This window comes from Streptomyces sp. NPDC051173, from assembly GCF_040689515.1.
Taxonomy (GTDB): domain Bacteria; phylum Actinomycetota; class Actinomycetes; order Streptomycetales; family Streptomycetaceae; genus Streptomyces.
Genome location: NZ_JBFBBD010000079.1, coordinates 19,827 through 31,899, shown reverse-complemented (window position 1 = coordinate 31,899; position 12,073 = coordinate 19,827). Strand labels below are relative to the sequence as shown.

Genomic DNA, 12,073 nt, shown 5'->3' with positions numbered 1-12,073 from the left:
GCCCGTACTCCGGCCAGATCTGGGCCTACGCCCAGACCGACGCCACCGAACGGGAGGTCCTGGCCGCGCTGCGCGACCCACCGGCCCCCAGAAGGAGAGCGCCTTCGACCCCGCGCTGCCCTTCCCTTCGCCGGACGGGCTGGATGGTGCGGACCGTAGCCAGCACATCCAGCCCGTCCGGCGATTGAGGACAACGCGGCGAAGCCGTGTTGTGGGGTCTGGGGCGCCGCCCCCCGCGCGGCGGAGCCGCACATCAGACGCAGCCGGGAAGGGGCGGGGCTGGGGAACAAAGCGCCGCAGGCGCAGCCCCCGCGCGGCGGAGCCGCACATCAGACGCAGCCGGGAACCAAGCCCGCCGCAGGCGCAGCCCACCGCACCCCACCCCGGCCCCCATCAGCGGCTGCGAGCCTCCCTGATGTCCTGCACCACCCCCGCCGCCGCATCCCGCACGGCCGACATCTCCAGCAGGAAGTGCCACCAGTCCGGGTGGCGTCCCTCCAGGCCGTCCACCGCGCGCTCCAGGCGGGCCACCGCCTCGTCCAGCGGCCGCGCGTGCCGCAGGTCCGGCGTGCTGCGGCCCGCCATCGCCAGCCGCTGCGCGTCCCGCACGGCGAAGCGGGTGCGCTCGACCTCCTTCTGGTGGTCGAAGGACACCTCGTCCAGCCGGCGCAGCCGCTCACCGGCGGCGGAGACCGCCTCGTCGGTGGTGTTCAGCAGGGCCCGTGCGGTCGACAGCCCGGCCAGGGCGTCCGGCCAGCGCTGTCCGTCGCGCGCCGCCTGCGCCTCCCGCAGCTTCGCCTCCGCCTGCTCGACGGCACGCCCGGCCTCCTCGGGCACCTGCTGGAGGTCCTGCCAGCACGCCGCGCTGTACCGGCGGCGCAGCTCGCTGAGGACGGGCCCGACACCGCCGGCGCGCGTGGTGATCGCCTGGGCGCGGGTACGCAGCGACACGAGCCGCTTGTCGATGTCCGCCGCCTTCCGCGGCAGGCCCTCGGCCTCGTCGCGGATGGTCTCGGCCTCGCGCAGCACCCGCTCGGCGCGGGCGACGGTCTCCTGCACGCCGTGCTGCCCGGCGCCCTGGTTGAGCTTGGTCAGCTCGGGGGCGAGGGCCGCCAGCCGGGCTGCGAGATCGTCGGCCCGCAGACCGGAGGCCCGTACGGCGTCGAGCGCGTCGCTCGCGGCCAGGAGCTTCTGCCGGGCCCGCTCGACCGCGGGCGCGAGCTGTGCCAGCCGGTCCTCGGCCGACCCCAGCAGCGGCCCCAGGCTCTGCCCGAACCGCTCCAGGTCTGCCTTGACCCGCAGCAGCTCGTCCTTGGCCCGGGTCAGATCCGTGCGCGCGCGGGTCGCCGCCCCGGCGTCCAGGTCGTCGCGGTCGAGGTCGTGGGAGTCGACGGCCGTGATGTAGGCGTGCGACACCTCGTCGACGCGCTGCCCGAAGGCCGCGAAGTCGGCGGCCGCCTTGCGGGCGGCGGGCGAGGAGTCGGCCGCGCTGATCGTCTCGATGGAGATCCGCAGGTCGCGCTGGGCGGTGTCCAGCTCGTAGAACGCCGCGGCCGCCGCGTCCTTCGCCGCCTGCGCGTCGGCGCGCCGGCCCTCGTCGCGGCCCCGGCCCCAGCGCCGCGTGCCGCCGCCGGCGAAGGCCGCGGGCAGCGTCGCGGAGACCAGCACCATGGGCAGCAGCGCGAGCCCGGCGGTCTCCCGGGCCGCGGCGGCCACCGCCGCCCACGTCCGCCCGGCCCCCGGGGAGCGCGAACGGCGGCGTGCCGGTCGTACGGACTGCGCGATGGTCGCCGTCACTTGCCCTCTCCCGATGGATCGCCCCTGGCCCGGATGCCATTCTCCCACCCGTGGGGGACGAACACACAGGACGGTCAGCCCGCCGTGACGTTGGTCGTCTCCACCCGGTCCGGGACCCGCTTCAGCGCGATCCGGACGCTGCCGCTGCCGGAGCGGACCCTGACCTGGCGGGCGCCACGCCCGGAATGCGGCCCACTGCCGGATGGGGATGGGGAGACCCCGCGCCCCCTCCGCCGGGGTTTGCGGGGACCCGCCCGTGGCCATGTAGGCTGTCCATTCGTTCCCGGGCGCATAGCTCAGCGGTAGAGCGCTGCTCTTACAAAGCAGATGTCGGCGGTTCAAATCCGTCTGTGCCCACCAGTCAAAACGCCCCCACGGAGATCTCTCCGTGGGGGCGTTGACGGTAGATCTTGACGGCAGTCCCTATTCCGTCCGTGCCCTTCGGCGCCGCAGCAGCCGATCCATGTGCCGCACCGCCTCCCTGCGCGAGTCCTCCGACACGTGGGTGTAAACGTTCATGGTCGCCGCGATCTGCGAGTGTCCCAGGATCTCCATGACGACGCGCGGCTGGACACCGGCGGCGAACAGCAGGGAAGCGCACTCATGCCGGGCATCGTGCAGCTGGATGCGAGGGAGCCCTGCAGCCTGGCCGATCCGCTCGAACGACCGGCTGAGGTTCCGGTGCGATGGTGTCGGCGCTCCTGCCCGGCTGGAAGGCCGAACCGCACGCTGAGAGCGGGCCCGCCTCACGGCCGAGGCAGCAGTCGGCTGACCCGCCATTCAGTACACCTGTGTCAGCACACAGGGCAGGAAGCGGGGCGCAGGCGGTGGGGCTTCGAAGGACACCGGAACTCCATCGCCGTACCGCCTCGATGACGCCCGCTCAGGTCCACGACCCATCGGACGCCCTAGAGCTTCGATCGGTAACCCCGTAACGCGCTCCAGGGACCGGACGTAAACGGGCCTGGGCATGCCGACCTTCCCGGATTCCCATCGCTGCACGTTGCGCTTGGCACAGTCGTTCGGCTCCCCGACTTCCTTCCCGGCATGGCGTATCGCTAGCGCCAGGTCGTCCTGAGACATGCGCAGGCTGATCCTGACGGCGCGAAGGATCGTGTTGGGTTCGGCCACGTCTTCGACAGTAAGGCGGCGGCGACAGTTGGTCACTGCCTTTGACCAACTAGTGACGCCGAAGTGACACCTTGACGGTCGCCGCGCGGCACCTATCCACGCCAGTACACCTATGGCCACTGGCATAGATGGCGGGACGGAAGGGCTGCGAAGTGGCTATGACGCTGATGGTCTACCGGATCACCCAGGAAACCGGACAGGAGACCGTGATCAAGGAGAAGCACACGGTCAAGCCTGTCGATGTAGCCATCACTGGCCAATATCCACCGTGCGAGTGCTCCACCTGCACCAGCAGAGAGCGGCGTCGCGGCCAGCCCAGAGCGGGCGTGCCGGCGTGAGGCAGTGGGCCGCTGTCCTCGTGCTGTACGGGCTCTTGTGGGTCCTGTTGTCGTGGGCCTTCGCTGCTACGGCTCCCCACCACTGAGACTCCCGTCCGGCTGGGCCTGGGGGAGTTCCAGCCGGACGGGTCGGCAAGGCAAGCAACCAGAAGGAGAGTGACGCGATGACCTCAACCCTCGTCCGCCCCGCCCCTGAAAAGGTAGCGGCGCGGGCCCGACAGATCCTGTCGGCCATTGAGGCTGACCCGGAGTTCGAGCGCCTGCGCACGGGGTGCGCGAAGTACGACAAAGACTGGCAGAGCTTCACCGGCTATGCCCTCGTCGACGGTTTCGACGTGGAGAAGGACACCGTCCCGCTCTTCCCGGAAGCCCTGCGGGCGATGGCGATCAAGTCGGCCGTCTACGAGATGACGGATGGCGACGAGTGCGCTGCCGAGGTGCCCGTGTCCATCCCCGTCGACGAGATGATCCACGCTTTGGCCGCTCAGTTCACGGTGCTCAGTCGTGTGCAGGAGCGCACTGGGATCAAGTTCGTGCACGCCACTGACCGCGAAGAGATCGGCGGTTGGGACCACGGCGACTACACGCACCAGGTGTACCGGGCGGCTTGGGGGCCGGTGAACGAACGGTTCTGGTTCGGCAAGGTGGAGACGGCGAAGCGCAGGTCCGCCGTGATCGCGAAGTACGAACCGCTCGGCATCAAGGACGGGGGACGTTCATTCGCCCCCGGCTTCGCCACGGTCGGCTAGCTAACTGAGCGCACGGCGCAGCGCCTGGACGACGTCCACTTCCGGGAACGCACGGGGGATCTCCTGGACGGCTCGCTCGATGAGACCTTCGAGCACTCCGGGCGCCGCGCTGTGCATCAGGTCGTGCAGGTACGGGTCCAGGTCGGTGATGTCGTCCGGCAACCGAAGCCCGGGGGCGGTCGCCGTGCCATCGGTCGCGTACTTCCCGGGCGGCATCCCGACCTTCTCCGGATGCACGCACACAGGCACGCCGGCCGCCGTGTACCGATGGCCGTCGGACGGGTCGAACGGGAACTCGCGTGACGGACGCTCCGCCACGTCGAACTCTCCGAGAGGGAACCGGCGCGACGGGCAGATGCCGCATGCAGGGTGTTCGTCACTGCTGACGAATGCCTCGACCATGGCAGCAGAGCCTAGACCCATGACCGTCCCGGCTGCCCCCTCTGCCGAGGCGCGCGGGCCTGCCTCATCCAGCACCGACGCGGTACACATTCAGTACACACAGCGCGGAGGCTCCCAGTCGATCTTGACTGGGAGCCTTTGGCATCCCTGGATGACATCAACATCGGCCGCCTCCTCATAAGGCTCATAAGGACCGCAGCCTGGCCCTCTCCATGAGGTCGATGACGTAGTTGACCAACTCGAAGGGAGCCGTCGTGGCCGCGAAGATCCGGCGGTCGACGCCACGCTCCGGGTCGAAGTTTCCCGCGTAGATCAGCACCGGAACGTCGACGTGGTGCCGCTCCAGATCGCTCAGCATCGACAGGCCCGCCCGCGGGTCTCCGTCCCGGTCGACGTCGCTGATGATGAGGTCATACTGTCCGTGCCTCGTGCGGAGCACGGCGTCATCGGTGTTCAGGGCGAGGTCCACACGCATCCCGACGGACCGGAAGAGCTCCACGAGCGCGGTGTTGCCGGCCGGACGGTCGTCGACCCAGAGAACCCTGCCGCCGCGGAGGAACTCCGCGGCGTGCTCCAGCCTGCCAAGGGTGGTCCGCCGCGCCGCGGAGGTCACGGGAGCCCGCCGTTCGTCGGCGGCACGGTCCAACAGCTCGGCGACAAGCTCGACTTCGACACCCATCGCCCGCACCGCGGTCATCCGCGGAACCACGTTCCGGACGATCGCGCCCCGCAGCGCGAAGAAAGCACAGGCGGCGAAGGCCACCCAGAGGACGTTCGGGAACTCGTCGATCAGCTTGAGCCAGACTTCTTGCGGCATCCGGACATCATCGAACACACCACCCCCACCCGTACGGGGAATGCTCCAACTGCCGGCCGGAACGGGTGGTGGTGATCGCGTACGAGCCCGGCCCGGTGGTGCCGGGCTTCACCGGCCGGCGGAGCGGCGTCGGACGATCAGGGCAGGCGCGTCCGTCAGGTGCGGCCTCGTCGGCCGGCGCACGGGCGTCAGCCGCGCAGGAGCGGGATGCCCCTCATGTCCAGCCACGTGCCGTAGGCCGCGCTCCGGGACGCCGCCTCCGTGTAGGCCGCCTCCAGGTCGGTGAAGAGCGCGTCCAGTTCGGGGAGGGGGAGGGCGCACGCGCGGGCGGCCAGGGAGAGCTCGGCGGTCAGGGGGTCGCCGTGCAGGGGACGGACGACCGTGCCGGGGGCCGGTTCGGCCGTGGGCTGGCAGGGGCGTACGGCCTCGCCGGAGGCCACCAGGTCCGCGGCGGTGGTGTTGTCGCGGACGTGGATCAGCCGGGGGTCGAGCCCGACCCCCGCGAAGGCCCGGCACAGCGCCGCCCATTCGTGATCGGCGGTCGGGTCCACGATCCAGGATTCGTCGGCGAGTTCGGCCAGCTTCACCACCGGCCGGCCCGCGGCGGGGTGTCCGGCGGCCAGGGTGACGAACTTCGGTTCGCGCGCGGTGAGCACGCGCCGCTCGACACCGGCGGGCACGGCCAGCGGGAACCCCTCGGTCTCCTGCACGAAGGCCACGTCGAGCTGATTGGTGGCGAGCAGTTGGAGCAGAGTGTTCGCCGATACCTCTATATGGATGGTGATATCCGTATCGGGCAGTCGCTCGTGGAGGCGGCGCAGCCACCCCGTCACCACCCGGCTGCCGACGCTGCCCACCCGCAGCCGTTCACCGCCCGCGCAGACAGCGGCATTTCGCGCGGCCGTCACCAGGGCCGCCATCTCGGCGACGATGGGCCGCGCGCGGAGCAGCACGGTGTGACCGAGCGGCGTGGGGTGGCTGCCCGTCTGTCCGCGGGTGAAGAGGAGACCGCCGACGGCCCCCTCTATGCGCCGCAGTTGAGTGGTGAGCGAGGGTTGGGTCATGCCGAGCTGGAGCGCGGCCTTCCGCACACTTCCGGTGTCGGCAATGGCGCAAAGCGCCCGCAGGTGCCTGACCTCGAGCTCCACGGGGGGAGCATAACTGCACCTCGCATGTCACACCAGGCACATCGGGGGGCAGGGTAGGTGATTGCACGGAGCTATGGCCAGTTGGCATCATCCGCACCACTGATAACTCGTCAGAGACTGCCCGGGACCAACAGTTCACCGGCGCTCCGGCCGACCCACCACCAGCGGCCGGGGCTCTCGGAACGAATGGAGTCCCCCACATGAATCGCTCCACCATGGTGCTCTCGGCTGCCCTCGGTCTCGGTCTGGCGGCGGCGCTGTCCGTCCCCGCCGTCGCGGCACCCGTGGCCGAAGGTTCGCACGCAGTCACTCAGTCGTCGTACGTCGGCTCGGCGGCCGAGCAGGCGGGCAACAAGGCCTTCTTCGAGGCCGTGATGAAGTCCGCGAAGGCCAAGGCCGCCAAGTCGCCGGGGCTGCAGACCGTCACGGTCACCTACGACCCCAGCAACGCGCCCAGCTTCCAGCAGCAGATAGCGAACGCGGCGCAGATCTGGAACAGCTCCGTCCGTAACGTTCAGTTGAGAGCGGGCGGCAACGCCGACTTCTCGTACTACGAGGGCAACGACTCCCGCGGCTCGTACGCCCAGACCGACGGCCACGGGCGCGGCTACATCTTCCTCGACTACCAGCAGAACCAGCAGTACGACTCCACCCGCGTCACCGCCCACGAGACCGGGCACGTGCTCGGCCTGCCCGACCACTACCAGGGTCCGTGCAGCGAGTTGATGTCCGGTGGCGGCCCCGGCCCGTCCTGCACCAACCCCTACCCGAACGCGCAGGAGCGGAGCCAGGTCAACGCGCTGTGGGCCAACGGTCTGACGGCCTTCGACAAGGAGGCCTTCACCAAGGTCCACTGATCCGGCCGAGGTCGCGGTGACCTCGGGCGGGTGATCGTCCAGCGGTCCGGTTCCCCCGTGGATCCGGGCCGCTGCGCCGTTCCCGGGCGCCGCCCGCCCGCGGAGGGCGCATACTGAAGGCAATGACGAAGCCAGCAGCGCACCGACGGTTCCTGCCCACCAGCCCCTTCAACGTTCCCGCCGCGCCGGCCCCGGTGAAGCACTTCACCGTGGGTGACCGGGTGACCCACGACCGCTACGGCCTCGGCCGGGTCATCGGTGTCGAGGAGGACGTCGCCGTGCTCGTCGACTTCGCCTCCCGGCAGGAGCGCATCCCCGGCCCGTACACCAAACTGACCAAGCTCTGAGCGCGGCGGAGACCCCGCGGGAGCGTCCCGCCGCGGGGTGCCCGCTCACCAGGAAAACGGCCGCGAGAGCGGCGTAAGCACGCTCGTACCGATGCGGAACGCCCGCCTCGGCAGAGCGGCGCGGCCACGTACGGCCGGTGCCGTAACGGGGCCTACTGCGCCTGTGCCTCGCGGTGCCGGGGGTGCTTCACGACGAACGCGGCGCCGAGCCCGGCCGCGAAGAGCGCGAAGAACGAGACGGCCGTGCCGAGCCAGGTGGCGCCCAGCCACTGGCCGCCGAAGTAGCCCAGGCTCACGCTGTACGCGGCCCAGGTCAGCCCCGCCAGCGCCGACCAGGGGAGGAACTCCGCCACCCTGCGGTGCATGACGCCCGCGCCGAGGCTGACGACCGACCGGCCGGCGGGTGCGAACCGGGCGACGACCACGAGCGGGCCGCCGCCGCGCAGCAGCGCCGTGCCGAGCTTGGCCTGGGCGGCGGTGAGGCGGCGGGAGCGGGAGATGGCGCGGTCGAAGCGGTCTCCGCCACGCCAGGCGAGGCGGTAGGCGACCATGTCGCCGAGCACCGATGCGGTCGCCGCGCACATCACGAGTGCGAACATCTCGGGGAAGCCCGCGTGGCCCTGGGCGGCGTCACCGACCGCGTCGGCCGCGGAGCCCGCGGCCGTGGTGGCGGCGGTGATCACCAGCACGCCGCTGGGCAGCACGGGCAGGAAGACGTCGAGGAGTACGGAGACCCCGACGATCACATACATCCATGGGGTGTCGGCCAAGGCCCCCAACTGCTCCAGCACGTCCTGATCTCCCGGTACGGTCCCCCGCCGCGACGTCGCAGGGGAGCGGCAGGGGCGGCCTTCACAACCGCACAGCGTACGCCTGGGACTCCTGTGACATGAGCGCGGGGCCGGTGATGTTGTTTGAATCACTTGCCGGAGATGTGCCGGTGTGCGGTGTTGCGTGGACGGTGGCCCGGGGTCCGGCGCCGTCGCCGGACCCCGGCCGGATCACCGGGTGCGGCGGAAGAGCCGGTCCACGGAGAGCGCCCCGGGCCCGGTGAAGACGATCAGCAGGAACGCCCACGCGAACATCGCGGAGGCCTCGCCGCCGTTCTGGATCGGCCACAGGGCCGTGCTCTGGTGCACGTCGAAGTACGCGTACGCCATCGAGCCGGAGGAGATCAGGGCCGCGCTGCGGGTGCCGACGCCCAGCAGCACGAGGACGCCGCCGACGAGCTGGATGGCGGCCGCGTACCAGCCGGGCCAGGTGCCCGCAGCGATCGTGCCGCCGACGCCCGCGGCGCCGCCGAGCACGCCGAAGAGGGACGCGGCGCCGTGGCAGGCGAAGAGCAGACCCACCACGACACGGAACGCCGAGAGGGCGTACGGCCGGGCGGCGTCGAGCCGGGCGGTGAGCGTCACGGCCTGGGCCGTGGTGCCGGCGGCGGTGCCGGCGGGCACGGAGGGAGGGGCGGACGTGGGGGAGGGGGCGGTGGTGGGGGGCATCGCGGAAGTGCTCCTCGTGTCGGGGACAGGAACGCCGAGGAGCACAGGTTAGGTACACCTAATCGATACTTGCAAGTTCAAGCTCTTGTGTCGTTCCATCCCGGCCGATCCCCGATGACCACCCACAACACGTTCGCAGCACGGCCCGCGCCACCGCGTCGGCGTCCGCGAGCGTCACGGAATTCACACCCGGACGGGCGCCCGCCGCCGTCACCCAGCGCACCCCTTCCGTCGGCACGCCCACCGCGAACCGGCGCGGATGCGCCCGCCCCCGCGCGTCGATCAGCCGGTACGGGCTCGGCGTGACGTCCAGGCCGCCCGTCACATGGCCGCCCACCCGGTGCGCCCGGCACTGCCCCGCCCGCAGCAGTCCGGCCAGCAGGGCGTCCCCGGTGCGCCGCACGTCCGGCGTCGGTAATCGCGCCTCGATGACGGTCGTCACGGACACGGCGGAGCCGGGCACCGCCGCCGAGCGCGCGGTGAAGGCGCCCGGCGTGCCCGTCGTCACCTCCAGCCCCGGACCCAGCACCTCCAGCACGCCCGCGTCGATCAGCGCGGCCGCCTCCTCGATGCGGCGGCGGGGCGGGCCGATCGACAGGAAGGCGTTCAGCGGCGTGTACCAGCCGTCGAGGTGATCCCGGTGCGAGGCACCGGCCAGCCCGCCGTGGTCGACGATCTGCCGCAGTTCGTTGCGCAGATCGCGCAGTACGTCCAGCGCCGCCTTGACCGGGCCGTGGACGTTGCCCGCTCGGGCCCGTTCCGCGTCCTCGCGCAGATACGCCAGCAGCCAGGCGCGGAAGTCCCGCCGCCCCTCGAAGCGCCGGTCGCCGTAGGGCCGGGCCACCGCCGCCCAGTCCCAGCGGTCGGCGGGCGCGACGCCGAAGCCGTCGAGCACCTCCCGTACGCCCTCGGGGTCGCGGGCGAGCGCCGCCGCCAGGAAGCGGTCGCGGAACCGGTCGACGGGCAGCCCGCTCCCCGCGAGCAGCGTCGTGTAGTGCACCGCCTCGACCTCCGCGGCCACCAGCGGCCACACCTCGGCCAGGAAGTCCGGCGCGTCACCGGACGCCGCGCGCTTGCGGAACCCGTCGACGACCCCCGGGGTCAGCAGCAGCGGGGCGTGCCGGGTGTACGCGCCCTTCTGGTTGTCGCCGCGCGCCTGGTACGGCACGCCGCGCCGCGATCCCGCGTACAGCCGGGGCTCCCGGCCCGACGGGCGGTAGACGAGCCCGCCGTCACGCGCGGCGAAGGTGCCGCCGCGGCCGGCCGTGAGCAGCGCGAGGTGGTCGAAGAAGTTCAGCCCCAGGCCGCGCAGGAGCACGGCCTCGCCGGAGAGGACGCCGTCGAGGTCCACGTCGGCGGGGTTGGCGGGCGGGACGTGCCGCAGCCCGTGGCGGGCGGCGTGGGCGGTGAGCCGGGCCGCCTCCCCGCTCTCCCCGCTCGCGACCTCCGGCAGATGCCCCTGGGCGAGGACCACGGCGGCGAGCCCGCGCAGCGTGCGGCCGGTGTCGAGGGTCAGGCGCTGGAACGGAGGCCGCTCGTCCGCCAGGCGTACGGCCTTCGCCCGGTGCACCCGGACCGTCACGTTCTCCGGCGCCGTCCGCACCGTCCGCGCGAAGGCCCATGCCAGATAGCGCCCGTAGCAGGCGCGCGTCGGATAGTCGTCCGGGCCGAGGCGCCCGCCCGCCCATGCGTGCAGGCTCGGCCCCGGGCGTACCGGACCGGCGCACTCCACGCTGTCGTCGGTGAACACCGTGACCTGTGAGGCCACGGTGTTCATCAGCAGCTCCGCGGGCTGGTCGACGCGCCAGACGCGCCCCGCCCCCGGCGGCGCGGGGTCGACCACATGGATCGTCAGCCGCGCGTCCGGGGCGAGTTCGGGCGCCGAGGCGCAGATCCGCTCCAGCACGCCGGCCCCGCGCGGGCCCGCTCCGACGACGGCTATCGCATGGTGCGCCACAGTGCTCTCCCGAGGGCCGAGGGCGACAAGGTCGGCCCATCATGGCGACGGGGTGGAGCACGTCGAACGGATTCCGCTGTTCACCGGAAGCGGGTCCACGCGTGGTGGTTGACTTACCCCTTCCGAGTGAACCGCGCGTGGCGCCGCACGGGGTGGGGAAGTCCTCGGTCTGTCCCCAACTTCCCTGCTCTCAAAAGGAGTCCGCATGCGGCGACTCATCGCTGTCGTCCACGGGGTCGCGGCGTGGTTCGGCTTCGCGGGGATCCCGGGGAGGCGGTGAGGGCCGCGGCCGTCAGCAGCCGTTGAGCACCCGCTCCATCGCGCTCTTCTCCGCGGAGTCCACGCTCAGCTTGTAGTAGTGCTTCACCGTCACCCACATCTCGACGTACGTGCACCCGTAGGACTTCAGCGGCGGCATCCACTGCGCCGGGTCCTTGTCGCCCTTCGCCTGGTTCACCCGGTCGGTGACCGCGATCAGCTGAGGCCGGGTCAGATCATTGGCGAACGCCTGCCGCTGGGCCGTGGTCCACTTGTCGGCCCCCGACCGCCACGCCTGCGCGAGCGGCACGATGTGGTCGATGTCGACACTCTGCGCGTCGGTCCAGGTCGCGCCGTCGTACGCGGAGTGCCAGGTGCCGGAAACGGCCGCGCACTTGTCGTCCTGCCGCACATTGTCCCCGTCACGCTGGAGGACGACCTCGCGGGTGTTGCACTGCCCGTGCTGCGTGATCCAGTGCGGGAACTTGGCGCGGCTGTAGCCGTCCATCGACCCCTCGGGCTGAACGGCGAGCTCACCCAGGTACGCACGGGCGGTCGCGGCGTCCGCCGGGGCCGGGGGCGCGGCCTGTGCGGCGGGCCCGTCGAGGACGAGCGTGCCGACGAGCGCGGCGAGCCCGCCGGCGACGGCCGCACGACGCGCGTAGACGCGGCGCGGAGCGGTGGGGGTACGCATTCCGGGCATGGGAACTCCCTTGGTGGGGGGTGACGGCCGGTCAGGTGCGGCCATGATTGCGGCGGCCGGTTTCCGGGGG

General features: G+C 71.8%; 13 protein-coding genes, 1 tRNA gene and 2 pseudogenes. 6 read left to right on the top strand and 10 right to left on the bottom strand.

What is annotated here, in order from left to right; all coding sequences use genetic code 11:
- On the top strand, nt 1-188 hold a 188-nt coding region (locus AB0435_RS28950), incomplete at its 5' end, for a hypothetical protein (RefSeq protein ID WP_366428310.1).
- Nucleotides 189-393: 205 nt separating this feature from the next.
- Here AB0435_RS28950 and AB0435_RS28945 read toward each other — a convergent pair.
- On the bottom strand, nt 394-1,797 hold the full coding sequence (locus tag AB0435_RS28945) for a hypothetical protein (RefSeq protein WP_366428309.1): 1,404 nt from the start codon (nt 1,795-1,797) through the stop codon (nt 394-396).
- Nucleotides 1,798-2,082: 285 nt separating this feature from the next.
- Between AB0435_RS28945 and AB0435_RS28940 the strand changes: the two genes are divergently transcribed.
- Nucleotides 2,083-2,157: transfer RNA gene (locus tag AB0435_RS28940), tRNA-Val, on the top strand.
- 63 nt (nt 2,158-2,220) lie between these two features.
- Here the strand turns inward: AB0435_RS28940 and AB0435_RS28935 are convergent.
- A pseudogene (locus AB0435_RS28935) lies at nt 2,221-2,478 on the bottom strand (tyrosine-type recombinase/integrase); the annotation flags it as partial.
- 225 nt (nt 2,479-2,703) lie between these two features.
- Nucleotides 2,704-2,880 (bottom strand): annotated as a pseudogene (locus AB0435_RS28930) (XRE family transcriptional regulator); the annotation flags it as partial.
- A gap of 206 nt (nt 2,881-3,086) precedes the next feature.
- Here AB0435_RS28930 and AB0435_RS28925 point away from each other — a divergent pair.
- Both AB0435_RS28925 and AB0435_RS28920 read left to right on the top strand, forming a co-directional pair.
- Entirely contained in the window at nt 3,087-3,266 is a 180-nt protein-coding gene (locus AB0435_RS28925) for a hypothetical protein (RefSeq protein ID WP_366428308.1), read from the top strand.
- Nucleotides 3,267-3,430: 164 nt separating this feature from the next.
- Nucleotides 3,431-4,015: a hypothetical protein gene (locus AB0435_RS28920; protein ID WP_366428307.1), complete on the top strand. Its 585-nt coding sequence runs from the start codon at nt 3,431-3,433 to the stop codon at nt 4,013-4,015.
- Here the strand turns inward: AB0435_RS28920 and AB0435_RS28915 are convergent, their stop codons facing one another.
- The 3 genes from AB0435_RS28915 to AB0435_RS28905 form a co-directional block, all read right to left on the bottom strand.
- A complete protein-coding gene (locus AB0435_RS28915; protein WP_366006858.1) occupies nt 4,016-4,417 on the bottom strand; it encodes a hypothetical protein in 402 nt (133 codons plus the stop codon).
- Between the two features lie 184 nt (nt 4,418-4,601).
- Nucleotides 4,602-5,234 (bottom strand): response regulator, encoded by a 633-nt coding sequence (locus AB0435_RS28910; protein WP_366428306.1) that lies wholly within the window; start codon nt 5,232-5,234, stop codon nt 4,602-4,604.
- A gap of 188 nt (nt 5,235-5,422) precedes the next feature.
- Entirely contained in the window at nt 5,423-6,382 is a 960-nt protein-coding gene (locus AB0435_RS28905) for a LysR family transcriptional regulator (protein ID WP_366006856.1), read from the bottom strand.
- A 200-nt stretch (nt 6,383-6,582) separates the two neighbouring features.
- Here AB0435_RS28905 and snpA point away from each other — a divergent pair, with 200 nt between their 5' ends.
- On the top strand, nt 6,583-7,239 hold the full coding sequence (snpA, locus tag AB0435_RS28900) for a snapalysin (RefSeq protein ID WP_366006855.1): 657 nt from the start codon (nt 6,583-6,585) through the stop codon (nt 7,237-7,239).
- 122 nt (nt 7,240-7,361) lie between these two features.
- Nucleotides 7,362-7,586: a hypothetical protein gene (locus tag AB0435_RS28895; RefSeq protein WP_366006854.1), complete on the top strand. Its 225-nt coding sequence runs from the start codon at nt 7,362-7,364 to the stop codon at nt 7,584-7,586.
- A gap of 152 nt (nt 7,587-7,738) precedes the next feature.
- Here the strand turns inward: AB0435_RS28895 and AB0435_RS28890 are convergent, their stop codons facing one another.
- The 4 genes from AB0435_RS28890 to AB0435_RS28875 all read right to left on the bottom strand — a co-directional run bounded on the left by AB0435_RS28890 (nt 7,739) and on the right by AB0435_RS28875 (nt 12,003).
- Nucleotides 7,739-8,377, bottom strand: coding sequence for a VTT domain-containing protein (locus AB0435_RS28890; protein WP_366006853.1), 639 nt, complete (start codon nt 8,375-8,377; stop codon nt 7,739-7,741).
- A gap of 210 nt (nt 8,378-8,587) precedes the next feature.
- Nucleotides 8,588-9,085 (bottom strand): DoxX family protein, encoded by a 498-nt coding sequence (locus AB0435_RS28885; RefSeq protein WP_366428305.1) that lies wholly within the window; start codon nt 9,083-9,085, stop codon nt 8,588-8,590.
- Between the two features lie 58 nt (nt 9,086-9,143).
- Nucleotides 9,144-11,042, bottom strand: coding sequence for an FAD/NAD(P)-binding protein (locus AB0435_RS28880; protein ID WP_366428304.1), 1,899 nt, complete (start codon nt 11,040-11,042; stop codon nt 9,144-9,146).
- Nucleotides 11,043-11,334: 292 nt separating this feature from the next.
- Nucleotides 11,335-12,003 (bottom strand): HNH endonuclease family protein, encoded by a 669-nt coding sequence (locus tag AB0435_RS28875; RefSeq protein WP_366006850.1) that lies wholly within the window; start codon nt 12,001-12,003, stop codon nt 11,335-11,337.
- Nucleotides 12,004-12,073 lie beyond the last annotated feature (70 nt).

Excerpts from the sequence above, each read along its gene's own strand:
- AB0435_RS28925 (WP_366428308.1), top strand. The coding sequence starts at position 3,087 with ATGACGCTGATGGTCTACCGGATCACCCAGGAAACCGGACAGGAGACC.
- AB0435_RS28920 (WP_366428307.1), top strand. The coding sequence starts at position 3,431 with ATGACCTCAACCCTCGTCCGCCCCGCCCCTGAAAAGGTAGCGGCGCGG.
- AB0435_RS28915 (WP_366006858.1), bottom strand. The coding sequence starts at position 4,417 with ATGGTCGAGGCATTCGTCAGCAGTGACGAACACCCTGCATGCGGCATC.
- AB0435_RS28910 (WP_366428306.1), bottom strand. The coding sequence starts at position 5,234 with ATGCCGCAAGAAGTCTGGCTCAAGCTGATCGACGAGTTCCCGAACGTC.
- snpA (WP_366006855.1), top strand. The coding sequence starts at position 6,583 with ATGAATCGCTCCACCATGGTGCTCTCGGCTGCCCTCGGTCTCGGTCTG.
- AB0435_RS28895 (WP_366006854.1), top strand. The coding sequence starts at position 7,362 with ATGACGAAGCCAGCAGCGCACCGACGGTTCCTGCCCACCAGCCCCTTC.
- AB0435_RS28885 (WP_366428305.1), bottom strand. The coding sequence starts at position 9,085 with ATGCCCCCCACCACCGCCCCCTCCCCCACGTCCGCCCCTCCCTCCGTG.
- AB0435_RS28875 (WP_366006850.1), bottom strand. The coding sequence starts at position 12,003 with ATGCCCGGAATGCGTACCCCCACCGCTCCGCGCCGCGTCTACGCGCGT.